The sequence below is a fragment of the Streptacidiphilus sp. MAP12-33 genome (assembly GCF_041261265.1).
Classification (GTDB): Bacteria; Actinomycetota; Actinomycetes; order Streptomycetales; family Streptomycetaceae; genus Streptacidiphilus.
Window position 1 is genome coordinate 87,941 of record NZ_JBGCCA010000016.1, and the last position, 25,627, is coordinate 113,567.

General features: G+C 73.1%; 22 protein-coding genes. 15 read left to right on the forward strand and 7 right to left on the reverse strand.

Annotated features, from left to right (window positions below; all coding sequences use genetic code 11):
• Window positions 1–31 precede the first annotated feature (31 nt).
• Together disA and radA are read right to left on the reverse strand one after the other, a co-directional pair.
• On the reverse strand, window positions 32–1,138 hold the full coding sequence (gene disA, locus ABH931_RS17745; RefSeq protein ID WP_370114297.1) for a DNA integrity scanning diadenylate cyclase DisA: 1,107 nt from the start codon (window positions 1,136–1,138) through the stop codon (window positions 32–34).
• Between the two features lie 162 nt (window positions 1,139–1,300).
• Complete coding sequence (gene radA / locus ABH931_RS17750; RefSeq protein ID WP_370114299.1) at window positions 1,301–2,869, reverse strand: DNA repair protein RadA; 1,569 nt, start codon at window positions 2,867–2,869, stop codon at window positions 1,301–1,303.
• Between the two features lie 243 nt (window positions 2,870–3,112).
• Here radA and ABH931_RS17755 point away from each other — a divergent pair, with 243 nt between their 5' ends.
• Window positions 3,113–4,651, forward strand: coding sequence for a hypothetical protein (locus ABH931_RS17755; protein WP_370114301.1), 1,539 nt, complete (start codon window positions 3,113–3,115; stop codon window positions 4,649–4,651).
• A 257-nt stretch (window positions 4,652–4,908) separates the two neighbouring features.
• Here ABH931_RS17755 and ABH931_RS17760 read toward each other — a convergent pair whose 3' ends face one another.
• Window positions 4,909–5,730 (reverse strand): hypothetical protein, encoded by an 822-nt coding sequence (locus ABH931_RS17760; RefSeq protein ID WP_370114428.1) that lies wholly within the window; start codon window positions 5,728–5,730, stop codon window positions 4,909–4,911.
• A 242-nt stretch (window positions 5,731–5,972) separates the two neighbouring features.
• Between ABH931_RS17760 and ABH931_RS17765 the strand changes: the two genes are divergently transcribed.
• From ABH931_RS17765 to ABH931_RS17790, 6 genes are all read left to right on the forward strand, one after another.
• Entirely contained in the window at window positions 5,973–9,590 is a 3,618-nt protein-coding gene (locus tag ABH931_RS17765) for a choice-of-anchor D domain-containing protein (protein ID WP_370114303.1), read from the forward strand.
• A gap of 16 nt (window positions 9,591–9,606) precedes the next feature.
• Window positions 9,607–10,092, forward strand: coding sequence for a hypothetical protein (locus ABH931_RS17770; protein WP_370114305.1), 486 nt, complete (start codon window positions 9,607–9,609; stop codon window positions 10,090–10,092).
• A 75-nt stretch (window positions 10,093–10,167) separates the two neighbouring features.
• The gene (locus tag ABH931_RS17775; protein ID WP_370114307.1) at window positions 10,168–11,097 is read left to right on the forward strand and encodes a Ppx/GppA family phosphatase; all 930 of its coding nucleotides are present in this window, start codon (window positions 10,168–10,170) and stop codon (window positions 11,095–11,097) included.
• A 65-nt stretch (window positions 11,098–11,162) separates the two neighbouring features.
• Window positions 11,163–11,990, forward strand: coding sequence for a sugar phosphate isomerase/epimerase family protein (locus tag ABH931_RS17780; protein ID WP_370114430.1), 828 nt, complete (start codon window positions 11,163–11,165; stop codon window positions 11,988–11,990).
• Window positions 11,991–12,030: 40 nt separating this feature from the next.
• Complete coding sequence (gene ilvD / locus ABH931_RS17785) at window positions 12,031–13,881, forward strand: dihydroxy-acid dehydratase (RefSeq protein WP_370114308.1); 1,851 nt, start codon at window positions 12,031–12,033, stop codon at window positions 13,879–13,881.
• Between the two features lie 35 nt (window positions 13,882–13,916).
• Window positions 13,917–14,417 carry a hypothetical protein gene (locus ABH931_RS17790; protein ID WP_370114310.1) on the forward strand — a complete coding sequence of 167 codons (501 nt, stop codon included), beginning with the start codon at window positions 13,917–13,919 and terminating at the stop codon, window positions 14,415–14,417.
• Window positions 14,418–14,439: 22 nt separating this feature from the next.
• Here ABH931_RS17790 and ABH931_RS17795 read toward each other — a convergent pair whose 3' ends face one another.
• From ABH931_RS17795 to ABH931_RS17805, 3 genes are all read right to left on the reverse strand, one after another.
• Entirely contained in the window at window positions 14,440–15,501 is a 1,062-nt protein-coding gene (locus ABH931_RS17795; RefSeq protein WP_370114312.1) for a hypothetical protein, read from the reverse strand.
• A 55-nt stretch (window positions 15,502–15,556) separates the two neighbouring features.
• Window positions 15,557–16,663 (reverse strand): hypothetical protein, encoded by a 1,107-nt coding sequence (locus ABH931_RS17800; protein ID WP_370114314.1) that lies wholly within the window; start codon window positions 16,661–16,663, stop codon window positions 15,557–15,559.
• 111 nt (window positions 16,664–16,774) lie between these two features.
• Entirely contained in the window at window positions 16,775–17,230 is a 456-nt protein-coding gene (locus ABH931_RS17805) for a hypothetical protein (RefSeq protein ID WP_370114316.1), read from the reverse strand.
• A gap of 138 nt (window positions 17,231–17,368) precedes the next feature.
• Here ABH931_RS17805 and ABH931_RS17810 point away from each other — a divergent pair, with 138 nt between their 5' ends.
• The 3 genes from ABH931_RS17810 to ABH931_RS17820 are packed head-to-tail and all read left to right on the forward strand — an operon-like array spanning window position 17,369 to window position 19,821.
• Window positions 17,369–18,298 (forward strand): proline dehydrogenase family protein, encoded by a 930-nt coding sequence (locus tag ABH931_RS17810; protein WP_370114318.1) that lies wholly within the window; start codon window positions 17,369–17,371, stop codon window positions 18,296–18,298.
• A gap of 58 nt (window positions 18,299–18,356) precedes the next feature.
• Window positions 18,357–19,166, forward strand: coding sequence for a pyrroline-5-carboxylate reductase (gene proC, locus ABH931_RS17815; protein WP_370114320.1), 810 nt, complete (start codon window positions 18,357–18,359; stop codon window positions 19,164–19,166).
• Window positions 19,167–19,179: 13 nt separating this feature from the next.
• Window positions 19,180–19,821: an HAD family hydrolase gene (locus ABH931_RS17820; RefSeq protein WP_370114432.1), complete on the forward strand. Its 642-nt coding sequence runs from the start codon at window positions 19,180–19,182 to the stop codon at window positions 19,819–19,821.
• A gap of 115 nt (window positions 19,822–19,936) precedes the next feature.
• Here the strand turns inward: ABH931_RS17820 and ABH931_RS17825 are convergent, their stop codons facing one another.
• Entirely contained in the window at window positions 19,937–21,415 is a 1,479-nt protein-coding gene (locus ABH931_RS17825; RefSeq protein WP_370114322.1) for a hypothetical protein, read from the reverse strand.
• A gap of 190 nt (window positions 21,416–21,605) precedes the next feature.
• Here ABH931_RS17825 and ABH931_RS17830 point away from each other — a divergent pair, with 190 nt between their 5' ends.
• From ABH931_RS17830 to ABH931_RS17850, 5 genes are all read left to right on the forward strand, one after another.
• Window positions 21,606–22,814 (forward strand): MFS transporter, encoded by a 1,209-nt coding sequence (locus ABH931_RS17830; protein WP_370114324.1) that lies wholly within the window; start codon window positions 21,606–21,608, stop codon window positions 22,812–22,814.
• Window positions 22,811–23,971 carry an acetoin utilization protein AcuC gene (locus ABH931_RS17835; protein ID WP_370114326.1) on the forward strand — a complete coding sequence of 387 codons (1,161 nt, stop codon included), beginning with the start codon at window positions 22,811–22,813 and terminating at the stop codon, window positions 23,969–23,971. The genes ABH931_RS17830 and ABH931_RS17835 overlap by 4 nt, the downstream gene beginning before the upstream one ends.
• A gap of 203 nt (window positions 23,972–24,174) precedes the next feature.
• A complete protein-coding gene (locus ABH931_RS17840; protein WP_370114328.1) occupies window positions 24,175–25,020 on the forward strand; it encodes a phosphatase in 846 nt (281 codons plus the stop codon).
• A gap of 125 nt (window positions 25,021–25,145) precedes the next feature.
• Window positions 25,146–25,355 carry a helix-turn-helix domain-containing protein gene (locus ABH931_RS17845; protein ID WP_037602249.1) on the forward strand — a complete coding sequence of 70 codons (210 nt, stop codon included), beginning with the start codon at window positions 25,146–25,148 and terminating at the stop codon, window positions 25,353–25,355.
• 169 nt (window positions 25,356–25,524) lie between these two features.
• Window positions 25,525–25,623, forward strand: coding sequence for a 30S ribosomal protein bS22 (locus ABH931_RS17850; protein ID WP_003948845.1), 99 nt, complete (start codon window positions 25,525–25,527; stop codon window positions 25,621–25,623).
• Window positions 25,624–25,627 lie beyond the last annotated feature (4 nt).

Genomic DNA, 25,627 nt, shown 5'->3' on the forward strand with positions numbered 1-25,627 from the left:
TTGGAGGCCGGTCGGGAGGGCAGCCGCCAGGTCAGACGTAGCGCTCGAGGATCGAGGACTCCGCGAGGCGGGAGAGCCCCTCGCGGACCGAGCGGGCCCGGGACTCGCCGACGCCCTCGACCGTCTGCAGGTCGTCGATGCTGGCGGCCAGCAGCTTCTGCAGGCCGCCGAAGTGCTCGACCAGCCGCTCGATGACGGTGTTCGGCAGGCGCGGCACCTTGGCCAGCAGGCGGTAGCCGCGCGGGCTGACCGCGGAGTCCAGCGCCTCGGGCGTGCCCGGGTAGCCGAGCGCCTTGGCGACCGTCTGGATCTCCAGCAGCTCGGAGTGGGTCAGCGCCTCCAGGTCCGTCAGCACGTCCTGGACGGTGCGGCCGCGCTTGGCGGCGCGCTCGGGGAAGTAGTCCCGGGCCACCAGCTCGCGGTCCGGCTCCACGCCCGCGATCAGCTCGTCGAGCTGGAGCGAGAGCAGGCGGCCGTCGGTGCCCAGCTCGACCACGTAGCCAGCGATCTCACTGGCGATCAGGCGGACCATCTCCTGGCGCTGCGCGACGGCGGCGACGTCACGAACCGTCACCAGGTCCTCGATCTCCAGGGCGGACAGCGTGCCGGAGACCTCGTCCAGGCGCAGCTTGTAGCGCTCCAGCGTGGCCAGCGCCTGGTTGGCGCGGGAGAGGATCGCGGCGGAGTCCTCGATGACGCGGCGGGCGCCGTTGACGTAGAGGGCGATCAGGCGCATGGACTGGCTGACCGAGACCACCGGGTAGCCGGTCTGCTTGTTGACCCGCTCGGCGGTGCGGTGCCGGGTGCCGGTCTCCTCGGTGGGGATGTCCGCGTCCGGGACCAGCTGCACGCCCGCGCGCACGATCTTGGTGATGTCCTTGTCGAGGACCACCGCGCCGTCGAGCTTGCACAGCTCGCGCAGGCGCGTCGCGGAGAACTCGACGTCGAGGACGAAACCGCCCGTGCACAGCGCCTCGACCTGCTTGTCGAAGCCCACGACGATCAGGCCACCCGTTCGGCCGCGCAGCACGCGTTCGAGGCCGTCGCGCAGGGCGGTGCCGGGGGCGATGGCGCTGAGCGAGGCCCGGAGCAGGGCCTCCTCGCGGGAGGAACGATCCGCCCGGTCGTTGGCTGCCACGGCGGCGACTCCTCCGGTGGGGTGCGGTGTGCGCGTACGAGTTTACCGGTGACCGCCTGTGAGTGTGCCCCGATATTGCGGAGGTCGGGGAATCGCTGCTATTTCGTCACATCACTCACGCTGGTCACAGGCGTCGTTTCGCACACCGACTCACGCGCCGGATCACTCTGGTTCGATCTCCTCCCAGCCGGCCATCAGCTCGTCGGCGCTGTCGGGAATGTCGAGGTACCCCGGCACGGCGCGCTGCCGCTCGTCGGTCAGGTCGACCCGGCCCCGGCTGTTCTCCGCGCTGCTGGCCCCCCGCGCCTCGCGCGTCTGACGCGGAGTGCGGCGGGCGCCGTCGCGGCTGCCGCGCCCGGGGCGGCCCGGGATCGCGGCCAGGGCGTCACCGATGGTGGCCACCTCCACCACCCGCATCCCCTTGGGCACCTTGCCCGGCTCCGGCGGCACCAGCGCGTGGGTGAACCCGAGCCGCGCCGCCTCGGCGAGCCGCCGCTCCACGCCCGTCACCCGCCGCACCTCGCCCGCGAGCCCGACCTCGCCGATCGCGACCATGCCCTGAGGCAGCGGCGTGTCGGCGGCGGAGGAGGCCAGCGCCAGCGCGATCGCCAGATCGGCGGAGGGCTCCGAGAGCTTCACCCCGCCGACGGTGGCCGCGTAGATGTCCATCTTGCCGAGCCGGACGCCGCCGTGGCGCTCCAGCATGGCCAGGATCATCGCGATGCGCGGGGAGTCCAGACCGGAGGTGGCCCGGCGCGGCGAGGGGATCACCGAATCCACCAGCAACGCCTGCACCTCGGCGACCAGCGGCCGCCGCCCCTCCAGGGTGACGGTCAGACAGGTGCCCGGCACCGGCTCGGCGCGCTTGGTGAGGAACAGGCCCGAGGGATCCGGCAGCCCGACGATGCCCGAGTCGTGCAGCTCGAAGCAGCCCACCTCGTCGGTGGCGCCGTAGCGGTTCTTGACGCCCCGGATCAGGCGCAGCCGCGCGTGCCGGTCGCCCTCGAAGTGCAGCACCACGTCGACCAGGTGCTCCAGCAGGCGCGGCCCCGCGATCGCGCCCTCCTTGGTGACGTGGCCGACCAGCAGCGTCGACATGGCCCGGGTCTTGGACTCCCGGATCAGCGCGGCCGCGACCTCCCGGATCTGCGCCGGACCGCCGGGCGCGCCGTCCAGCTCGGCGGAGGCGACGGTCTGCACGGAGTCCAGGATCAGCAGCGAGGGCTGAACCTGCTGGATGTGCCCGAGCACCGCGGCGAGGTCCGTCTCGGCGGCGAGGTAGAGGTGGGGGGAGAGCGCGTTGATCCGGTCCGCGCGCAGCCGCACCTGCGAGGCGGATTCCTCCCCGGTGATGTACAGCGTGCGCTGGTTCGGCCCCGCCGCCTTGGCGGCGACGTCGAGCAGCAGCGTCGACTTGCCGACCCCGGGCTCCCCGGCCAGCAGCACCACGGCCCCCGGGACCAGCCCGCCGCCGAGCACCCGGTCCAGCTCGTCGATGTTCGTCGGCCGCGAGGCCGCGGTCGTCGCGTCCACCTGCCCGATCGGCCGCGCGGGCGTGGACACCGGCCCCGCCGCCGTCGTCCGCACGGTCGGCGACCCGCCGACCTCCTCCACCGTGCCCCAGGCGTTGCACTCGGTGCACCGGCCCGTCCACTTGGGCGGCACGGAGCCGCACTCGGTGCACCGGTAGGTGCTCCGCTGAGCTTTGGAGGAACTGGATCGCGCGGCCATGCGGAAGACGCTACAGCGAGGGTCCGACAATCACGGTGCCCGCGATGGGGTCGGTGCGACGTCCGTTCGGTTCGGGCGCTTTCGTTCGGGCGCGCCGGAATGCCAGGGGGCGGTCGGACGGCGGCACGTGGATATCCCGAACCTCGTTCGGCGTGCGCCCCCGTGACTCGACCTCACCCGAAAGGGTGGATGGGGGGTGGCTTCTCGGGAGGGGGTGGCGCGGCGTCTCTACCGTCGTAAGACGTGGAGACCCTGCAGGACCAACTCGCCGACGCCCTGTTCAGTTACAGCCTGTCGGTGCTGTGCGACCAGGACGAGGCCGTGGCCGCGGTACGGCAGACGCGGCGGCTCGCCGCTCGCCATCGTCGGCGGCTGCGGCGGCCGGAGTTGGAGCGGGCGTGGCTGTACGCGCTCGCCCGCTACGTCTGCCTGGTGCGGCTGGAGGAGCGGGCCGGGGCCGGCCGGGTGCGGCCGGCCCCGGCGCCGGTGAACGTCACCTCGGTGGCCGCGCGGTCGCGGCTGGCCCGGCTCGCCTGGCCGGAGGCGGCCGGGACGACCCCGACCCAGCGCGAGGCGCTGGAGCTCTCCGGGCGGCACTCGCTGGAGGCCGAGGAGATCGGAGCGGTGCTCGGCCTGCGGCCCGAGTCCGCGGCCGCCCTGCTGACGCAGGGCGTGTGCGAGGTCGAGCGGACGGCCGCCGCGCTCGCCGTGCTCGCGGCCGACGCCTGCCCCGAGCTGAACCGTCTCGGCCGCGGTCGTGGCCCCGTGCTCGGCCGGGCGCTGCGCAACGAGCTGGTCCGTCACCTCGACGACTGCCCGACCTGCCGCGGCACGGCGGAGCGCGGCGCCGCGGAGGGCCCCTGGCCCGGCACCTTCCGCGCGGTCGGCTCGCTGCCGCTGGTGCACCTGCCCCGGGCCGCGCTGCGCGCCGTCTGCGCGCAGGAGGACGCCCCCGAGCCGCGCTTCGACCGGCGCGGTTTCCCGCTGCACGCGGCGCCGGAGCGGGATCAGGCCGCGGTGGTGCGCCAGCGGGCCGTCCTCGGCTCGGTCGCGGCCGCGGTCGTGGGGGGTCCCGTGGTCGCGCTGTGGGCCGTGCACGCGGGCGGCGGCCCGAGCGCTCCCGCGGCGCAGGTGACCTCGGTCCGGGTCACCGAACCGCAGCCCACCCAGTCCGCGCCGGCCTCGTCGGGCGCGGTCACCGCGCAGCCGTCCGCCGCGCCGACGTCGGTGGGCGGCGGGCACCTGGGCGAGAACGTCGCCTTCACGGTGAGCTCCCCGAGCCCCTCGGCGACTTCGCCCTCCGTCGGTCCGTCGACCGGTGGCGGCGGTGATGGTGGGGGCGGCGGCACTGCCGGGCCCGGCCTGCTCCAGGTCGGCGCGGCGCAGTCCGGCGACCGGACGGTGATCACGCTGACGAACATCGGCGGCAGCCCTCTGCTGTGGACGGCCGGCACCGACGCGTCCTGGCTCCGGCTCAGCCGCGACGGCGGCACGCTCGCGCCGGGGGCGCGGCTCACGGTTCTGGTCACCGTGGACGAGTCGGCGGCCCCGGCGAACGCCTGGTCCTCCCGCATCGTCTTCCAGCCCTCGGGCGCGGTGGTCACCCTCTCGGGCCCGGGCAGCCGCCGCGGCGTCCCCTCCCCGACCCCCACCCCGGCCCCCACCACGGCGTCCCCGGCGCCGACCCCGACCCCGACGCCCACCCCCACACCTTCGGCGAGCGCCGGCGAGTCCGCCTCGGCGACCCCCAGCTCCACGCCGGTACCGAGCGCCTCGCAGTAGTCGCACTATCCAGGGGCGTGGGGCCCTGCTCGATGTACTGCGTGCGCGACAACTCCCAAGCCTTCGGCCGGGAGGTGCCCCAGAGGTGCCCCCTACGACGAGCGGATGCTCCTCATCGAGCAGGGCCATCCGCACGCCGGTGGTTGCTCGCGCCCACGCAGGGGGGCGCCTCGGGGCACCTCCCGGCCCAAGGCTGGGGGAGGATCCGGTGATCGGCAGAGCCCCGCGGCCCTGGCAGAGCGCAACGTCCCCTTGCGTCAGTCCGCCGGATGCGGGGCGACCGGCCCCGCCGGGTTGTCGAGATGGCGGACGCAGAGGTCGACGAGGGCCGCGTAGCCGGCGGAGCCCATGAGCTCGGTCAGCTCCGCCCGGTAGCTCACGTACACCGGCTCCGCCCCCACGTGCGCGTCCGGCGCGCCCGTGCACCACCACTGGAGGTCGTGCCCGCCCGGGCCCCACCCGCGGCGGTCGTACTCGCCGATGGTGACCTGGAGGTAGCGGGTCTCGTCGGGGCGGTCGATCCAGTCGTAGCCGCGGCGGATCGGGAGCTGCCAGCAGACGTCCGGCTTGGTCTCAAGCGGTTCGAGGCCCTCCGCCAGCGCCAGCGTGTGCAGCGCGCAGCCCTCGCCGCCCGCGAAGCCGGGGCGGTTGAGGAAGATGCAGGCGCCGTCGACGCGACGGGTGCGGTGCTCGCCGTCCTCGTCGGGCTCGCTGGTGCCCTTGGGGCCGGTGCCCTGTGCGTGGAACTGCCAGGTCTCGGGGGTGAGCCGGGCGGCGTGGCCGAGGACGCGCTGCTGGTCGTCGTCGTCGGACCAGTGCGCGCCGAGCGTGCAGCAGCCGTCGCTGGCGCGGCCCGGCCGGATGCCGTGGCAGCCGCGGCCGAAGACGCAGGTCCAGCGGGAGGTGAGCCAGGTCAGGTCGCACCGGAAGACCTGCTCGGCGTCGTCCGGGTCGGCGAACTCCACCCAGGCCCGGGGGAAGTCGAGGGGGACCTCGCGCTTGCGCGCGGCCTTGGCCGCCTTCTTGGCGGCCTTCTCGGCCGCCTTGATCTCGGCGGTGCTGCTGATCTTCACGTCCACTGCTGCCACCCGTACAGCGTATGCCGAGGTGGCACGGGGGAGCGCAGGGACACCCGGGTGGCGCAGGGGCGCTCGACCGGCAGGATGAATCGCCCCTGTGCGCCCGCCGCGCCGTCTGTGCCTCGCGAGGCGCCTGGCGCATCCTGCCGTTCATGGCGAAAGCGTGTAGATCAGCTTATCTGGCTTCATTTCTGACGGCCTGTCTGCTATTCGGAAGCGGACTCGCCGGTCCCGTCGCCACCGTGGCCCACGCCGACGAGTACACCGTCTCCCAGGACGCCCTCCGCACCGGCTGGGACCCGAACGAGCCCGGCCTCACCCCGGCGCAGGTGAGCAGCTCGCAGTTCGGCCTGCAGTTCTCCACGGCCGTCAACGGGCAGGTCTACGCGCAACCGCTGGTGGTCGGCCCGACCGTGATCACCGCGACCGAGAACGCCGAAATCTACGGCATCAACGCCAGCACCGGCGCGATCAACTGGAGCAAGTCGCTCGGCACGCCCTGGCCCGCCAGCGCCATCGGCTGCGGCGACCTGGTGCCGAACTTCGGCGTCACCAGCACGCCGGTCTACGACCCGGCCACCAAGGCGGTCTACGTCACCGACAAGGTCGACAGCCCGGACAGCGCCCACCCGGCCTGGTTCCTGCACGCGCTGAACCCGGCCACCGGCGCCGAGCGCTCCGGCTGGCCGGTCAGGATCCAGGGCGCGCCCACCAACGACCCGGCCCACCCCTTCGACGCCTTCCACGAGCTCCAGCGCCCCGGCCTGCTGCTGATGGGCGGCAAGATCTACGCCGGATTCGGCTCGCACTGCGACATCAACCCCTACCGCGGCTTCGTGGTGAGCGTCGACACGAGCTCACGCACCGAGAAGCTGTGGACGGACGAGAACGCCGCCTCCAACGGCATGTCCGGCATCTGGGGAGCCGGTGGCGGCCTGGTCTCCGACGGAGCGGGCCGCATCTTCTTCTCCACGGGCAACGGGGTCACCCCGCCCGCGCACACCGGCACCAACCCGCCGGGCCAGCTCTCGGAGTCGGTGGTCCGGCTCGGCCTCAACAGTGACGGCTCCATGCACGCCCAGGACTTCTTCAGCCCGGCCGACGCGCCCACCTTGGACCAGAACGACACCGACCTCGGTTCCGGCGGCCCGCTCGCCCTGCCCGCCACGCCGTTCGGCGCCAGCACGGCCCACCCGCACCTGCTGGTCGAGGTCGGCAAGGACGGCCGCGTCTTCCTGCTCGACCGCGACAATCTGGGCGGCCGCAAGCAGGGCCCTGGCGGCGGCGACGCCGTCCTCGGCATCACCGGCCCGTTCCAGGGTGTCTGGGGCCACCCCGCCGCCTACGGCGGCAACGGCGGCTACGTCTACGAGATCGGCTCGAACGGTCCGCTGCGCGCCCTCGCCTTCGGGCTGAACGCCCAGGGCAACCCGGAGCTGCGCGCCGCGGGCGCGAGCGCGGAGACCTTCGGCTACACCTCCGGCTCCCCGGTGATCACCTCCAACGGCACCACCAACGGCTCCGCCACCCTGTGGGCCGAGTACGCCAGCGGCTCGACCGGTTCCAATGCCCAGCTGCGCGCCTACAACGCGATTCCCAGCGGCGGGAAGATGCAACTCCTCTTCTCCGCGCCCATCGGCCACGCCTCGAAGTTCGCCGTGCCCGCCACCAGCGGCGGACGCGTCTACGTCGGTACCCGCGACGGCCGGCTGATGGCCTTCGGCTTCCCGGCGGGCGCCGCGCTCCAGGGGCCGTCCACCGACTTCGGCCAGGTGCCGGTCGGCTCGACCAGGACCCTCAGCCTGACCGTCAAGGCCAGCCGCCCGGTGACCGTCAGCGCGGTGGCCACGACGGCCGGCGGCCCGTTCACGGTCACCCCGGGCACGCTGCCCAAGTCCGTGGCGGGCGGCGGGACGTTCACCGTCCCGATCGCCTTCGCGCCCACCACCGCCGGACCGGCCAGCGGCCAGGTGACCTTCACGACCGACTTCGGCACCTTCTCCTTCGGCCTCACCGGCTACGGCACCCATCCCGGCTTCACAGCCTTCCCGGACACCCTCGACTTCGGCCAGGTGCCCACGGGGAGCAACCAGACCCTCGGCGTCAGCTTCACCAACACCGGGACCTCGCCCGAGCAGATCACCGCGGTCACTCCGCCCGGCAGCCCCTTCTCCGCGCCGGATCTCGCCGCCGCCAACGGCACCACCGTGCAGCCGCAGCAGTCCGTGAGCATCAACGTCACCTACGCCCCGACGGTCGCCTCCAGCGCCGACAGCGGCTCGCTCTCGGTGACCGGACCCGACGGCACCGCGGCCGTCTCGCTCACCGGCAGTGCCGTCACCGGGGCGCCGCACCTGTCCATCACCCCGACCACCACCGCCTTCGGCTCGCTGGCGGTCGGCACCTCCAAGACGCTGACCTTCGACATCGCCAACACCGGCAACATCCCGCTGACCATCACCAAGGCCGCGCCGCCGGCCGCGCCGTTCCAGGTCAGCAACCCGATCAGCGAGGGCCAGGTGCTCGCTCCCGGCGAGGTCGTCCACCAGGGCGTCACCTTCTCGCCGACCGCGACGGGCGCCTTCACCGGCGTCTACCAGATCACCGGCAACGACGGTCAGGGCCCGCAGAACGAGACGGTCACCGGCACCGGCACCGCGCCCAGCGGGACGATCACCGTGCCCGACCCGACCGCAGGCGGCTGGCAGCTGAACGGAACCGCCCAGATCAGCGGCACCGACCTGGACCTGACGCAGGCCCAGAACAACCAGGCCGGTGACGCGGTCTTCCCGGTGCCGGTGCTCACCGACGGGCTGAAGGCGAGCTTCACCGCCGTCATCGGCGGCGGCACCGGCGCGGACGGGCTCACCTTCGCCCTGCTCGACCCGGCCAAGGCCACCCCGAAGTCCCTCGGCGGACCCGGCTTCAAGCTCGGCCTCGCCCCGCTGGCGGGCGTGGGCGTCGCGCTCGACACCTACAAGTACGGCACCAACCCCAACAACAACTTCGTCGGCATCACCACCGGCTCGACCACCACCAGCCAGACGTGGGCCGCCACCAGCACCGCCGTACCGGCGCTGCGCAGCGGCCCGCACGCGATCACCGTGGCCGTCACGGGCAGGACCCTCGTCGTCACCGTCGACGGCAAGCAGGTGCTGTCCACCTCGGTGGCCTCGCTGCCGCCCACGGCCTACCTGGCCTTCACCGGCGGCACCGGCGGGCTCAACGACATCCACACCGTCCGCGGCACCACCCTCACCGCCCGCGCCTACGCCGTCCCGCCGCCCGGCCCCAACGGCTGGGTCCGCAACGGCAGCGCGACGATGAACGGCACCACGCTCCAGCTCACCACCGCCAAGACCGGCCAGGCGGGCTCCGCCTTCCAGTCGACGGCCGTCCCCTCCGGCGCCCTGTCGGCGAGCTTCAACGCCACCATCGGCGGCGGCACCGGCGGCGACGGGATGACCTTCGCGATGCTGGACGCGAGCAAGAGCGGACCGGCGGCGCTGGGCACCAGCGGCGCGGGCCTCGGCTGGCTCGGTCTGCCCGGTGTCGCGGTGGCGCTGGACACCCACCAGAACGCCAACAACCCGTCCGGCAACTTCGTCGCGGTGACCGTCACCGCCAACAGCGGCCACCTGGTCTGGTCCTCGACCTCCAGCGCGATCCCGAACCTGCGCAGCGGCACCGTGGCGGTCACGGTGACCGTCTCGGGCGGCAACGTGCTCGTCTACGTGGCCGGCAAGCAGGTGCTCAGCGTCTCCGTCCCGGTGCCGCCGAACGTCCTGGTCGGCTTCACCGGGGCCACCGGCTCCTTGACCGACAACCACGCCGTCAGCGGCGTTACGATCAGATACTGAGGGGCCCGGAGGCACCATGCGCAGACTCGTCACCATCGCCGCACCGCTGATGGTCGCCGCGATCACCCCGCTCCTGGTGGGAGCCGCGCCCTGCGGCTCCTCCGGCGGCGCCCGCACCGCCGCCCCGCCGAGCGGTCCCTACACCGTCGGCGTGATCGACACCGACACCCAGGGCCGCGTCTTCACCGACACGAACTTCCTCGTCCTCTACCACGACGACGCCGACAACGCGGCCACCGGCAGCTTCGACTGCGTCACCGGCTGCCTCAAGCTCTACCACCCGCTGCTGACACAGCCCGGGGCCACCCTGACGATGCCGCCCGGCGTCGTCGGCACCCTCGGCGCGGTCGTCCGCCCGGACGGCGTGGGCGACCAGGTGACCATCAACGGGTTCCCCGTCTACACCTTCTCCGGTGACCAGCCGGGCGACACCGGTGGGCTCACCCCCAGCTGGCACGCCGTCACGGCCCCGGTGCGGCTGCCGGGCCTGGCCGGGGGCTGACGGAACGGGAGCCGACGACCACCGTGCTGCCGCGCGTCTGACCTGGGCGCGCGGCATCGCGTAGCGTGGACCCTTATGCGACTAGGCGTTCTCGACGTGGGTTCCAACACCGTCCACTTCCTCGTGGTGGACGCGCACCCGGGTGCGGCGCCGGTGCCCGCGTACTCGCACAAGATAGAGCTGCGTCTGGCCGAACTCCTGGACGAGGACGGCGCCATCCGCGAGGACGGGGTGCGGCAGCTGGTCGAGATGGTCGCCTCCTCGATGCGGGTCGCCGAGGACAAGGGCGTCGAGGAGGTCCTCCCCTTCGCCACCAGCGCGGTGCGCGAGGCCGCCAACGGCGAGTCCGTGCTCAAGCGCGTCCAGGACGAGACCGGCGTCGAGCTGGGTGTCCTGTCCGGCGGCGACGAGGCCCGGCTCACCTTCCTCGCCGCCCGCCGCTGGTACGGCTGGTCCAGCGGCCGGCTGCTGCTGCTGGACATCGGCGGCGGCTCGCTGGAGGTCGCCTGCGGCCTCGACGAGGAGCCCGACACCGCCGTCTCGCTCCCGCTCGGCGCGGGGCGCCTCACGGCGGCCTGGCTGCCGGGCGATCCGCCCGGGCCGGAGCGGGTCAGGGAGCTGCGGCGCCACGTCCGCGCGCAGATCGCGCGGACCGTGGCCGAGGTCTCCCGGCTCGGTCCGCCGGACCACGTGGTCGGCACCTCCAAGACCTTCAAGCAGCTCGCCCGCATCACCGGCGCGGCCCGCGAGTCCGACGGACCGCTCGTCCCGCGCAAGCTGCCGCGCGGCGCGCTGGAGGACTGGGTGCCGCGGCTGGCCGCGATGTCCGCGGACCAGCGGGTGCTGCTGCCCGGCGTCTCGGCGGGCCGCGCGCGTCAGCTGCTGGCCGGCGCGCTCGTCGCCGAGGCGGCGATGGACCTGTACCGCGTGGACGAACTGGACATCTGTCCGTGGGCCTTGCGGGAGGGCGTCATCCTGCGCCGGCTGGACCGCATGTCCGGGTGAGGTGAGCGGGACCACAGGCGGACGCGAACGGGGTCCCTAAGCTGTATTGCGTGGCGAAAGAGTGCATTGTCGTGCCGAAGGCGAAGGTCGCGCTGTCCACGGCCTCCGTCTACCCGGAGAACACCGCGGCCGCGTTCGAGATCGCGGGGCGGCTCGGGTACGACGGCGTCGAGGTCATGGTCTGGACGGACCCCGTCAGCCAGGACGTCGACGCGCTGCGGCGGCTCTCGGACTACCACCAGGTGCCGATCCTGGCCGTGCACGCGCCCTGCCTGCTGATCACCCAGCGCGTGTGGGGCACCGACCCCTGGCAGAAGCTGGAGCGGGCCCGCGTCGCCGCCGAGAAGCTCGGGGCGTCCACGGTCGTCGTGCACCCGCCGTTCCGCTGGCAGCGCCAGTACGCACGGGATTTCGTGCGCGGGATCTGGCAGATGGCGAACGAGACCGACGTGCGGTTCGCCGTGGAGAACATGTACCCCTGGCGCTACCGCGACCGCGAGGTCGCCGCCTACTCCCCGGACTGGGATCCGACCGAAGAGGACTACCGCCACTTCACCATCGACCTCTCCCACGTCGCGACCTCCCGCGCCGACGCGCTCGCCATGCTGGACCGCATGGGCGACCGCCTCGGCCACGTGCACCTGGCGGACGGCTCCGGCTCCGCCAAGGACGAGCACCTGATCCCCGGACGCGGCACCCAGCCCTGCGCGGAGCTGCTGGAGCGGCTGGCCGGGAACGGCTTCGACGGGCACGTGGTGCTGGAGGTCAACACCCGGCGTTCGCCGGGGCCCGTCGAACGCGAGGCCGACCTCGCCGAGGCGCTCGCGTTCACCCGTCTGAACCTGGCGACCGCCGCCCGCATGCCGGACAGCGTGTCCGAAGGGCGGTCATGAGGGCGTACCCTCGACCGCACGAGAGAAGGAGTTGGTCCACGTGCCGCAGCTGAGGTCCCGGACGGTCACCCACGGTCGCAACATGGCGGGCGCGCGCGCTCTCATGCGCGCCTCCGGTGTAGCCAGCGAGGACATCGGCAAGCCGATCATCGCGGTGGCGAACTCCTTCACCGAGTTCGTGCCCGGCCACACCCACCTGGCTCCGGTCGGCCGGATCGTCTCCGAGGCGATCAAGGCCGCGGGCGCCGTCCCGCGCGAGTTCAACACCATCGCGGTCGACGACGGCATCGCCATGGGCCACGGCGGCATGCTCTACTCGCTGCCCTCGCGCGACCTGATCGCGGACAGCGTCGAGTACATGGTCGAGGCGCACTGCGCCGACGCGCTGATCTGCATCTCCAACTGCGACAAGATCACCCCCGGGATGCTGATGGCCGCCCTGCGGCTCAACATCCCCACGGTGTTCGTCTCCGGCGGCCCCATGGAGGCCGGCCGGGCCGTGCTCGTGGACGGCACCGTCCGCAAGCTGGACCTGATCAACGCGATCGCGGACGCCGTCAACGAGAACGTCTCCGACGAGGACATCCGCCGCATCGAGGAGAACGCCTGCCCGACCTGCGGCTCGTGTTCCGGCATGTTCACCGCCAACTCGATGAACTGCCTGACCGAGGCCATCGGCCTCTCGCTGCCGGGCAACGGCTCCGTGCTGGCCACCCACACCGCCCGCCGCGGCCTCTACGAGGACGCCGGCCGCACGGTCGTGGAGCTGACGAAGCGCTACTACGAGCAGGACGACGCCTCCGTGCTGCCGCGCTCGATCGCGACCAAGGCCGCCTTCGAGAACGCGATGGCGCTGGACATCGCCATGGGCGGCTCGACCAACACGATCCTGCACCTGCTGGCCGCCGCGCAGGAGGCCGAGGTCGACTTCACCGTCCACGACATCGACCGGCTCTCGCGCCGCGTGCCCTGCCTGGCCAAGGTCGCCCCGAACGTCGCGCCCACCACGACCTACTACATGGAGGACGTGCACCGCGCCGGCGGCATCCCCGCCATCCTGGGCGAGCTGTACCGTGGCGGCCTGCTCAACGAGGACGTCCACACCGTGCACTCCGCCTCGATCGAGGAGTGGCTGAAGACCTGGGACGTCCGCGCGGGCTCCCCCTCCGACGCGGCCGTCGAGCTGTGGCACGCCGCCCCCGGCGGGCAGCGCTCCGCCACGGCCTTCTCCCAGTCCGAGCGCTGGGAGACCCTGGACACCGACGCGGCCGGCGGCTGCATCCGCTCCGCCGAGCACGCCTACAGCAAGGACGGCGGCCTCGCGGTCCTGCACGGCAACCTGGCCGCCGACGGCTGCGTGGTCAAGACCGCCGGTGTCGACGAGTCGATCTGGACCTTCGAGGGCCCGGCCGTGGTCTGCGAGTCGCAGGACGAGGCCGTCGAGAAGATCCTGAACAAGCAGGTCAAGGAGGGCGACGTCGTCGTCATCCGCTACGAGGGCCCCAAGGGCGGCCCCGGCATGCAGGAGATGCTCTACCCGACCTCGTTCCTCAAGGGCCGGGGCCTGGGCAAGGCCTGCGCGCTGATCACCGACGGGCGCTTCTCCGGCGGCACCAGCGGCCTCTCCATCGGCCACGTCTCGCCCGAGGCGGCCTCCGGCGGCGTGATCGCCCTGGTCCGCGACGGTGACCGGATCCGCATCGACATCCCGAACCGCGGCGTCGAGCTGCTGGTCTCCGAGGAGGAGCTGGCCGCCCGCCGCGCCGAGCACGGCGGCGTCTACGCGCCGAAGAACCGCGAGCGCAAGGTCTCGGCCGCGCTGCGCGCCTACGCGGCGATGGCCACCAGCGCCGACAAGGGCGCCGTGCGCGACGTCACCAGGCTGGGCTGACGGGTTCGGAGCCCGCGGCCCCGCATAATCGAAGAATGTCCGAAGGAAACCCCTCTGCCTCCCCGTCTGTGCAGGCGCCGTCCATCCGCTGGTTCGGCACCACCTGGGTGGACCGGGGCCCCGACTACTGGCTGCGCCGCGTCGCCGTGAGCGTGGGCGCGCTGGTCGCGGCCGTGGCGGGGGGTTTCCTCATGCGCCTGGCCGTCGAGGGCGTCGCCGTCGCCAAGACCGGCGCCTTCGTGGAGATCCTGCTGGTCCTGGCCATCGCGGTGTGCAGCTGCGTGGGCGCGCTGCGCACCTGGAACGTGCTCACCCAGGGCAGGGAATCGCTGACCGGCTGGATGGCCGACGAGAAGTCGATCAGCGTGATGCTCATCGTCGGTTTCGTCGGCTCCCTGGTGGCCTACTTCCTGCGCAGCCTGGTCGAGGCGCCCGGCGAGGGCGTGGAGCGCACCCGCTACGAGCTGGCCGTGGCCGCCGCGGCGCGCCGCAAGGCGACCCCGAAGGCGGCGCCGAAGGCCAGGCGCAAGCGCTGAGTGCGGCGGGCCGCGGGCCGCCTCATGCGGGCCGCATGTTCATGCACGTCTGCGTGGTCCCTCCCGGTGACGGCAGGGGCTGCGTGGCGTAGGGGTCGACAGCAGGTCCCGAACCGGTTCCTCGGGGAGTGCCGGGGAAGTACGGGTTGAGGTAGCCGTCGATCAGGTCGCACCGGTCGTCGGCGGTGTACCCGCTCGCCCCGGCCACGTACAGGCGGTCCGCCTCGACCTGGTAGCGCGCCGGGTCGTAGAAGCGGAAGTGCAGGACGCGGCGCGCGACCACCCGCTCCACCACGGTTCCGTGCGGAGCCTGGCGGGCGGCGTAGACGAAGACGAAGTCGGCGTTCACCACGAGGCCGCCGTCGCCGTCCGGGGCGTCGGTGACCGTGCCGTGGACCTTCACCACGGAGCCCACCTGGAGCGTGGTCCTCGGATTGAAGCGGCTCAGCCACATCAAGGGGTCGTCGGAGAACGTCGGATGGGCCAGCGCCTGGGTCAGCAGCCCGCGCGGGACCGTCGCCAGCATGTCGAGGAGCGGTTGCGGCGAGCCGCCGCCGAGTATCTGCGGATTGAGGAAGGCGACGACGAGGTAGAACCGCGCCTGTGCCAGGTCCTGGCCGACCGCCCCTGCGGACAGCGCACCGACCGCTCGGGCGGGCGGCAGCGCGATGCCGTCGGCGTTGTCGGCCCAGGACGCCGCCGGGGTGCCGGCGAAGGGGTCCTTGAGCGCGGCCGTCGGTCCGCCGGGCGTGGCGGGCCCCGGCACCGGGCCGGGATGGCGGCCGAGCAGGCCGGAGAAGGCCAGCCCGCCGACGGTCAGGGCGGCCGCGAGCACGACCGCGACCAGCTTCGGCACGCGCCGGCTCCGGCGCCGCCGCGTGGCCTCCCGCCCGGCCTCGGGCGCGGTCCAGCGGCGGCCGCCCGGATCGACCGGCGGTGTGCTGCGCCACCGCGCGCCGAGCATGCGCGCCCGCGCGGACGCCTCCTTGTGCGCGGCGCCGCGCACGAAGTCGTCGTTCAGTTCCAGCCCGTCGAGCGGGTCTCGCTCCGGGTCGGCCTCTCCAGCCCCCGTGATGTCCCCCATGGCGCCGCAGTATGGGCGCGGCGGCCCGAGAGATGAAGCGTCGTGCGGGGGTTACTCAGGACCGGGTGTCCTGGCTGCACTTGGACTTGGCGTCGGGCATTTTCGACATGTCGTACGGGTCGACGGGGCTGCCGCTCGGGGCCGGGCCGGCCGCCGCGGAGCTCGAGGGGGCGGCGGTCTCGAAGTACGGGATCAGGTATCCCCGGGTGAACCCGCACAGCTGGTCGCCGGTGAACCCGTCGATGCCCTCGATCCAGACCGTGCCGGAGGGCACGGCCTGGTAGCGGTAGGGGTCGTAGAAGCGGAAGGTCAGGATCCTGCGGGCGATCGTCCGCTCCACCTCGGTCCCGCCGACCGGGTGCGAGGCGTAGACGAAGGCGAAGTCGGTCCGGACGCGCAGGCCGTTGTCGCCGTCACCGGAGAGCGAGACGGTGCCTTGGACGCGCACGTCGGCGACCGGGACAGCGGCCTTCGGGTCGAAGCGGCTCACGATCATGATCGCGTCCGCTCCGGGAGCGGGATGGTCGATGAGCTTGTGCGCCCAGGCGGGGTTCGCGATCAGGTCCAGGGCGGGCTGCGGGTAGCCGCCGGACAGCGTTTTCGGATCCAGGAACGCGGCCACCAGGTAGTCCTTGACCACCTGCTCGTCCTTGGCCACCGTGCTCGCCGAGAAGATGCCGACCGCCTTCGCCGTCGGCAGGGCGATGCCGGCCGCGCCGGAGGGCCACGTGTCGGCCGGGGAGCCCGCGAACGGGTGCCGCAGGTCCGGGGTCTGGTCCGCGTACGGGGTCGGCGGGGCGGCCGTCGGGCTGGCGGTGAGCGCGGGAGCGACGCTCTGCCGCGTCACATCCCCTGCGGCACCTGCCGGCCCTGGTGCCTTGCCGTAGGCCCAGTCGTGGACCTTGCCGGCGTTCACGCTGACGACGACCAGACCGGCGGCGAGCAGGACGAACAGCGGCACCTGCCAGCGCACCTTGCGGCGGCGCTTCAGCGGGACGACCGGGGCCCGCCAGGCGGTGTCCTGCGGCGGCTTCTTCTTCCACCGCGAGGAGAGCATCCGGGCCCGGGCCGACGCCTCCTTGTGTTCCGCGGCACGGACGAAGTCCTCGTCGAGCACAAGGTTCTCGAAGGGGTCTTCAGGCTGGTCGTCGATCTTCGGCACCGCGCCAGTATGGCCAGCGCGAAACCCCCGCCCCGGAGGGATCGGTTAAGAATCCGGCAAGAGCGCGCGTGCCGCGCGCCCTTCTGTGCCGGTCATCCCCTATGTCCCCGTTCAGCTCCCCGCGCGCCTCCGGGCGCCGGCCACGCTGCTGACCACGCCGACCACGGCGTAGAGCAGGGCGGCGTGCCACAGACCCGTCCATATGCTCGCGAACACGCCGCTGGAGCTCAGGAAGAACTGCGTGACCGTGTTCGTCACCGCGAGCGCGGCCGCGGGCGCGGCCGCCGCCTGCCACGGGTGCTCCTGCGCCCAGCGGCGCAGCCGGTGGTCCCCGCCCTTGCGCTGGAGCGCCGCACCGGCGCCGCCGACGAGGAAGAAGAGGAACAGGCCGATGCTGGCCGGGCCCGCCAGGATGCCCAGCGACCAGTGCAGGGTGATCAGGTCGATGCCGACGGCCGCCCCGGCACCCACCAGACCGACGACACCCGCCGTGCGCCACGGACCATGTGAGGCCGAGGCGACGGCCATGGTGCCGGATTCGCGCGGGCTGATCTCACTACGACTCATGCTTCCACGGTGCTCCTGACCGGCGGCAGAAGCCATAGGGGACGTCCCTGAGTTTGCCCCTAGTCCAGCCCTCATCCCCAGGAACGATCACGGCGTCGGAGCCGGGCCGGGCCGCAGCGTGCGCCCTAAGCTGACGCCATGCTGACCCGTCGCCTCCTCCTCGCCGCAGCCGAGAGTCCGCAGGCCCGCCGGGCCGTTCTGGCAGCGCCGGGAGGGCGGGCCGTGGTGGCCAGGTTCGTCGCCGGGGAGACCAGGGCCGACGCGGTCGTGACCACGGACAGCCTCGTCGCCCGGGGCCTCGCGGTCACCCTGGACCACCTCGGCGAGGACACCCGCGACGCCGCACGGGCCGCCGCCGTCGCCGACGAGTACACCGGCCTGCTCGCCGCACTGGACCGGGCCGGCCTCGCCGGGCGCGCGGAGGTCTCGGTCAAGCTCTCCGCGCTCGGCGCGGGCCTGGGCGCCGACGGACCCGCGCTCGCCCGCGACCACCTGCGCGCGATCTGCGCCGCCGCCGACGCGGCCGGCACCACCGTCACCGTCGACATGGAGGACCACGCGGCCACCGAGGCCACCCTGGCCACCGTCGTCGAGCTGCGCGCCGACCACCCCACCCTCGGCGTCGTGCTCCAGTCCTACCTGCGCCGCACCGAGTCCGACTGCCGCGAGCTGCTCGGGACCGGCTCCCGGGTCCGGCTGGTCAAGGGCGCCTACGCGGAGCCGGACGTGGTGGCCTACCGCGACCGCGCCGAGGTCGACCGCTGCTACGTGCGCTGCCTGCGCCTGCTGATGGACGGCCAGGGCTACCCGATGATCGCCACCCACGACCCGCGCCTGATCGAGATCGCCGGTGTCCTCGCCGTCCGCGCCGGGCGTCCGCAGGACAGCTACGAGTTCCAGATGCTCTACGGCGTGCGCGCCGACGAACAGCGCCGGCTGGCCGACGCGGGCGAGACGGTCCGCGTCTACGTCCCCTACGGCACCGACTGGTACGCCTACTTCACCCGCCGCCTCGCCGAACGCCCGGCCAACCTCGGCTTCTTCGCGCGGGCCCTGGTGGGACGCTGACCTGCCCGCGTTTCGGACGCTCCGGCGCCCGCCGCGCCGCCGGTGCGACACTGACCGCATGACGCAACGAGTCGCCGTCCTCGGTACCGGAAAGATCGGCGAGGCCCTGGTCTCCGGCCTGCTGCGCGCGGGCAAGTCCCCGGCCGACGTGCTGGTCACCGCCCGTCGTCCCGAGCGCGCGCAGGAGCTGCGCGAGCGCTACGGCGTCGAGGCCGTCACCAACGAGGACGCCGCCAAGGCGGCCGACACGCTGATCCTCACCGTGAAGCCGCAGGACATGGGCACCCTCCTGGACGAGCTCGCGCCCGCGATCCCGGCCGACCGCCTGGTGATCTCCGGTGCCGCCGGAGTGCCCACCGCCTGGTTCGAGGAGCGCCTCGCCCCGGGCACCCCCGTGGTCCGCGTCATGACCAACACGCCCGTCCTCGTCGACGAGGCGATGAGCGTCATCTCCGCCGGCTCCCACGCCACCGAGGAGCACCTGGCGCGCACCGAGGAGATCTTCCGCCAGGTCGGCAAGACGCTGCGGGTCCCGGAGTCCCAGCAGGACGCGGCCACCGCGCTCTCCGGCTCCGGCCCGGCCTACTTCTTCTACCTCGTCGAGGCGATGACCGACGCCGGCATCCTCCTCGGCCTGCCGCGCGCCGTCGCGCACGACCTCATCGTCCAGGCCGCGGTCGGCGCGTCCGTGATGCTGCGGGACTCCGGCGAGCACCCGGTCAAGCTGCGCGAGGCGGTCACCTCCCCGGCCGGGACGACGATCTCCGCCATCCGCGAGCTGGAGAACCACGGCGTCCGCGCCGCCCTGCTGAGCGCGCTGGAGGCGGCCCGCAACCGGTCCCAGGAGCTGGCCTCCGGCGGCAAGTAGGGTTGACCGGGTGCTGCGATACGACTTGGTGATCTTCGACAACGACGGTGTGCTGGTCGACAGCGAGCCGCTCTCCAACCGGCTGCTGGCCGACTACCTGACGGAGCTCGGCTACCCGACCACCATCGAGGACTCCTACCGCGACTTCATGGGCGCGGCGGCCCACACCGTCCACGACGTGATCGCCGAGCGCCACGGCGGCGCGCTGCTGCCGTCCGGCTTCGACGAGGACTTCCACGCGCGGGTCTTCGCCGCGTTCCGCGAGCAGCTGACGCCCGTCGCCGGGGCGGCGGAGCTGCTGTCCCACGTGCAGGCGCGGGTCCCCTACTGCGTCGCCTCCTCGGCGCACCACGAGTGGATCCGCACCGCCCACGAGGTCACCGGGCTGCGCCCCTACTTCACGGACGGGCAGCTGTTCAGCGCGCAGGACGTGGGCCGCGGCAAGCCGGCCCCCGACCTTTTCCTGCACGCGGCGGCGAAGATGGGCGTGGCGCCCGAGCGCTGCGTCGTCATCGAGGACAGCCCCCTCGGCGTCGCCGCGGCGCGCGCGGCGGGCATGGACGTCTACGGCTACGCGGCGCTCACGCCGCGCGAGCGGCTGGCGGACGCGACCGGGATCATCGACGACCTGGGTCAGGTTCCGGCGTTGCTGTAGTCGCACCGTCAGGGGCGCGGGGCTCTGGGTGGTTTGCGGCTCCGCCCCGCCGAAGGCTGGGGGCGGAGCCCCCTATCGGCGGAGCCCCGCGCCCCTGAGGCGGCTGCGACTGGCCCTAGTCCCCGATGCTGATCCGCTTGCCCCGGTGCAGGTCGCCGCGGGTCTCCGTGAGGCGGAAGGGGAGCCCCAACCCCACGCTGCTCTCCGCGCGGAGGCGGAGCGCGGGTTCCGGGCCGGCCGCGCTGTTGCCGACCGAGCCCAGCGGGGTCCCCACCGCGACGTGCTGGCCGCGGCGGACCTGGACGGAGTCCTCGCGCAGACCGCTGAGGACCACCACGCCACGATCCGTGCCGATGCGCACGTGGTTGCCGTCCGGGTGGTTCGCGGACGCGGCCAGCGGCGGGTGGTCGGGCAGGCCGTCGACCGCGGCCAGGATCACGCCGTCGACGGGGCTGACGACGGGGTGGCCGAAGACGGCGTAGCGCTCGTTCGTCGCGGGCGCGAGCCCGAGCGCGCGGCGGCCGCGCCACTGCGGGCCCTCGCCGAGCTGGACCAGGTCGACCGCGTAGCGGGCGGTGCGGTCGCCGCCGGGGGAGAGGGAGGCGTCGGCGTAGCGGTTGACCGCCGGGCCGCCGGCCTCCGTGCAGACGAAGGTGCCGCCACGCAACGGCGAGCGCAGTTGCAGCGGGTGCGCGGTGGGGGCGCCCGGGACCGGGCGGGACCGTTGCCAGGTCCACACCGCCAGGCCGGTCACGCCCACGCACAGCCCGGTCTCGGGCAGGCCCGGCAGGCCCCACCCGAGGCCCGCGCCGAGCACGTGGCCGAAGGCGAGCGCCGCGACGACCGCCGGGGCGACCGGCAGTGAGCGGAACCAGGGCGGCAGCGCCCAGGTCGGCGCTGTCCGCAGCACGTACCAGGCGAAGGCGGGCGTCTGGGCCAGGATCAGCAGCCAGCCGGTGGCGCTGTCGGTCAGCCAAGGGAACGTCAGTTCCGCGGCCGTCGCCGCCGCGTAGGCGAGCACGACGCGCTGGAGCCGCGCCACCGCCGCCGGCTTCGGCCCGGACGGCACGACGGGTGCGGCGGCCGCGGCGGTCGACGTCGCGACGGGCGGGCCCACCGGCGCGGCCGCGGGCGTCGGCGCGGGCACGAGCCTCGCGGACACCGGCGCGGGTGCCGGCACCGCCTTCGGCGCGGGCCGTGGTTTGGGCGCGAGGTCCAGCGTCGGGGCCTCGCTGCGCGGCACCGGGACGGTCGTCCGTGCCGCCGAGCGGGCCGTCAGTGCGCCGGGGCCGGTGACGAAGGAGGCGAGGCGCCCGTCCCCGTCCAGGCGGGCCCAGACCAGCTCCGCACCGGCCGCGAAGACCAGCAGGTGCAGGTCCTTCTGCCGCCGTACCTGCCGCAGCTCGCCGTGGCGCTCGCGCAGCGCGTCGACGGACTCCTGGAGCCGGTGCACCGGCACGCGTTCCAGCAGCCGCTCGCTGATCAGGGTCGGGGCGACCTCCGCCGCGCCGAAGAGGGCCTGCAGGGCCTGGGCGACCGGGTCCGTCGCCCCCGGGGCGCGGCCGGGCGAACGGAGACGGAGACGCGTAGCCATACCCATGCGCTCAACCGTAGGGTTTCCGGACCGTTCTGCCCCGGAACGACGTGGTTCGGCACGGGTTGCCTTTCGAGTCGCTTGCCGATCGGTTCCAAAAGATGAGCAATCCTCGGACGGGGGTTCCGTTGCCGCCCGTGAGTCCGTACGCTCGCGCCAACCTGTTCGGATACCGGCCGGTAGGAATCCCATGACCACAGCAGACGTCGAGACCACGCCCAGATTGCGGCAGGCCCGCAGGGCTCTGCTCTTCAGCTATGTCGCCCAGGGGGCGGTCTTCGCGCTGCTGGTGACCCGGATTCCGGGCATCCAGACCCAGTACAAGATCAGTGACGGGCTGCTGCCGGTCTTCCTGGCGGCCGTGCCGATCCTGGCGGGCGCCGGCTCCATCTCCATGGAGTACGTGGTCAAGCGGACCTCGCCGCGCGCCGTGCTGCGGATCGTCCAGCCGCTGGTCTGCCTCACCCTGCTCGGTGTCGGCCTCGGCGACCAGATGTGGGAGGCCGCCGTCGCGCTGGCCGCCTTCGGCCTGGCCGTCGGCGGGCTGGACTCCAGCCAGGCCATGTCCGCGGTCGCCCTGCAGCACCGCTACGGCCGCAGCATCATGCAGACCTTCTACGCCGCGTTCAGTCTCGGTGGCATCATCGGCGCCTCGCTGGCCTGGACGCAGGTGCACTTCAAGCTGAGCCTGCTCACCATGTTCGGCACCGTCGGCGTCGTCGTGGCCGCCTCCGTGCTGGTGGCGGGCCGCTGGTACGCGGGCCCGGACGAGCTCGGCCACGCGGTCGAGGAGGCCACCGAGGCCGCCAACCGGTCCATCCCGTGGAAGCCGCTGCTGCCGCTCTGCCTGGCCATGTGCGTCGCCTACATCGGCGACGCGACGGTCTCCAACTGGGCCGCCAAGTACCTCCAGGAGGGCCTGCACAGCTCCGACCAGATGACGACCGTCCCGTACAACGCGTACATGGTCGTGATGCTCGTCGGTCGCCTGCTGGGCGACTCCCGCGTGCAGAACTGGGGCAGTGTCCGCACCGTCCGCCTCGGCGCGGCCGTCTGCGCCGTCGGCTTCCTGCTGGTCGCCCTCTCGCCCGGCGCGTGGATCGCGGTCGCCGCGTTCGCCGTCGTCGGCCTCGGCATCTCCGTGATCGTCCCGCAGGTCTTCGCGGCCGGAGGCCGGCTCTTCCCCAAGGACTCCGACGCGGCGGTGGCCCGCCTCAACATCTTCAACTACGTCGGCTTCCTCGTCGGCGCCCCGCTGGTCGGCGGCCTCGCCGGAGCCATGGGCTACCGCGTCGCCATGCTGGTGCCGATGGTGCTGATCCTGTCGGTCTTCGCCGTCAGCAAGGCCTTCGGGCCGAGCGCGGTCCAGGAGCCGGCGGCCGATACCGTGGCGGTATGACCGTCACGCGGCTGTTCTGGGACGACGCCCTCACGACGTACGACTTCGGGCCGGGCCATCCGATGGACCCGGTCCGGCTCCGGCTCACCATGGATCTGGTGCGGGCCTTCGGCCTCGACGCCCTTCCGGACGTGCGGGTGCTGGCGGCTCCGGCCGCCGGGGAGTCGACGCTGCGCCTGGTCCACGAGCCCGGCTACATCACCGCGGTCGAGGCCGTCGGCGCGACGGGCATCCCCAACCCGGCCCGGGGCCTGGGCACCGAGGACAACCCCGCGTTCGCGGCCATCCACGCCGCGTCCGCGCTGATCGCGGGCCAGTCCGTGGCCGGCGCGGAGGCGGTCTGGGCCGAGGGCGGGCACGCCGTCAACTTCGCCGGCGGCCTGCACCACGCGATGCCGGGGCAGGCCTCCGGCTTCTGCGTCTACAACGACGCCGCCCTCGCGATCGCCCGGCTGCTGGAACTCGGCGCCGAGCGCGTCGTCTACGTCGACGTCGACGTCCACCACGGCGACGGGGTCGAGAAGGTCTTCTGGAACGACCCCCGGGTCCTGACGATCTCGCTGCACGAACACCCGCGCACCCTCTTCCCGCAGACCGGCTGGCCCGAGGAGACCGGCGGCGCGCCCGGCTACGCCGTCAACGTGGCCCTGCCCGCCGGGACTGGCGACGCGGGCTGGCTGCGCGCCTTCCACGCGGTCGTCCCGCCGCTGGTGGCGGAGTTCCGCCCGCAGGTGATCGTCTCCCAGCACGGCGCGGACACCCACATCGAGGACCCGCTCGCGCACCTGGCCATCAGCCTGGACGCGCAGCGGTCCGTGATGACGGCGATCCGAGAGCTCGCCGCGGAGCACGCGGAGGACCGCTGGCTGGCCCTGGGCGGAGGCGGCTACGCCGTCGTGGACGTGGTGCCGCGCTCGTGGACCCACCTGGTCGCCCTGTCGGCCGGGCACCCGATCGCCCCGGAGAGCGAGACCCCCGAGCGCTGGCGCGCGGAGGTGCGCGCCCTCACCAACACGGCGGCCCCGCAGCGGATGACGGACGGCTTCGCCGCGACCTGGAAGGACTTCGACGCCGGCTACGACCCGGCCGACCGCGTCGACCAGGCGATCCTCGCCACCCGCAAGGCCGTCTTCCCGCACCACGGGCTGTTGCTCTAGCCGCACCACAGGTGCACCGCCCCAGGGGTGCGGGGCTCTGCCCGTGCGGCTCCTCCCCCGGCCTTCGGCCGGGGGCGCCCCCTGTATGGGTGCGACAGGCCACCCACATGCGGATGGTCCGGCGCGCGCAGGGCCCGTCCGCACGCCGTTGGTCGCTCGCGCACGCAGTTGACTGAGCAGTTCCTCGCGCCCCTGGAGGTCGCATGGCTCCCGTGTCCCGAGACCGACTCGTCTCCCATCTCCTCTCCACCCGCCTCGCGGGCGAGGTCGCCACCTCCCGCGAGTGGAACCTCCGCAACTACGGCCGGTTCGCGAAGCGTGATCCCGACGTCCTGTTCGGGCTCGACCCGCTCGGCGCGTGGAGGGAGAGCGAACTCCTGGCGCTCATGGCCCGCCGTTGCGGTGTCAGCCCCGACCGGTTCCACCGGCAGGGGCAGGACACGATCGACCCGGAGCTGACCGCCGACGCGCTGGAGCGCCTCGCCCGCGTCCTCGGGGAGACCGCGGCCGCCAAGGGCGACGTGCTGCTCGGCACGGGACACCCGTCCCGGCTGCTGCGGATGTACGACGCCTTCGGGCGCGCGCTCCGCGCAGCGGGTTGCGCCACGCGTACGCCCGCGCGCGGGGCGCGCTTCACGATGCACACGCCGGAGGGTCCGCGCCGTCGCGGGCTTGACTACCGCAGGCACGTCGGCGTGCTCGTGGTGTATGAAGGGCCCGCGTCAACCAAGCAGAACGAAGGCCCCCGCTCCGCGGGCGAACCCGCCCACACGCACTCCCCGCAGCCCGTCCGGATCGCCCTCGCCGCGCTTGCGGAGAGCGGCGAGACCCCGCCTGACCTGGTCCTCGGCGACCACGGGTGGATCTGCGGGGCCGGCCGCCTCGGCGTGCGGGCCGCCGGTTTCGCGGACAGCAACGACCCGGCGGTGTTCGTGGGGGAGGAGGAGGGGCAGGTCGAGGTGTCGGTGCCGATCGACGACGGACTGCGTCCGGACTGCTACAGACTGCCGACTGCCTACGTACTGCAACTGGCTGGTCTGTCTCAGTAATCCCGGGGCCCTTCTCCCCCTTCCCACCCGTACCACCCGCAACTACTCTGGGGATACGCGTGTGCTGGCTTAAGTCACCGGAGGGGAAGCCGGTGCCCGTCACACGGAGAAGGTGCGGTGTTGTCATGGCGTCTGGAGAGCGGCCTCTGAACGAGGTCAACTTCCTCACCGTGGCGGAAGTCGCCTCGGTGATGCGAGTGTCGAAGATGACCGTGTACCGCCTGGTGCACAGCAGCGAGCTGCCTGCCATACGGGTCGGGCGGTCGTTCCGGGTACCCGAGCAGGCGGTGCACGACTACCTCCGCGACTCCTACGTGGGACGGGAGACCGCGTAGGAGAACGACAGCACGATCCTGTGAGTGGTTCGGCCCGGCGTCCTCCCGCGTGGCGGTCGTCGGGCCGAATTACGTTTCGCGAGCAGACTTCGGTAGTCTGTTGGCCTCCATCAATCGTTTGGACCCGGTTACCCGCACTCGCGGGTTTAGTCCAGTGAGTGAGGTTCCCATGGGTTCCGTCATCAAGAAGCGCCGCAAGCGTATGGCCAAGAAGAAGCACCGCAAGCTTCTCAAGCGCACGCGCGTCCAGCGTCGTAACAAGAAGTAACACC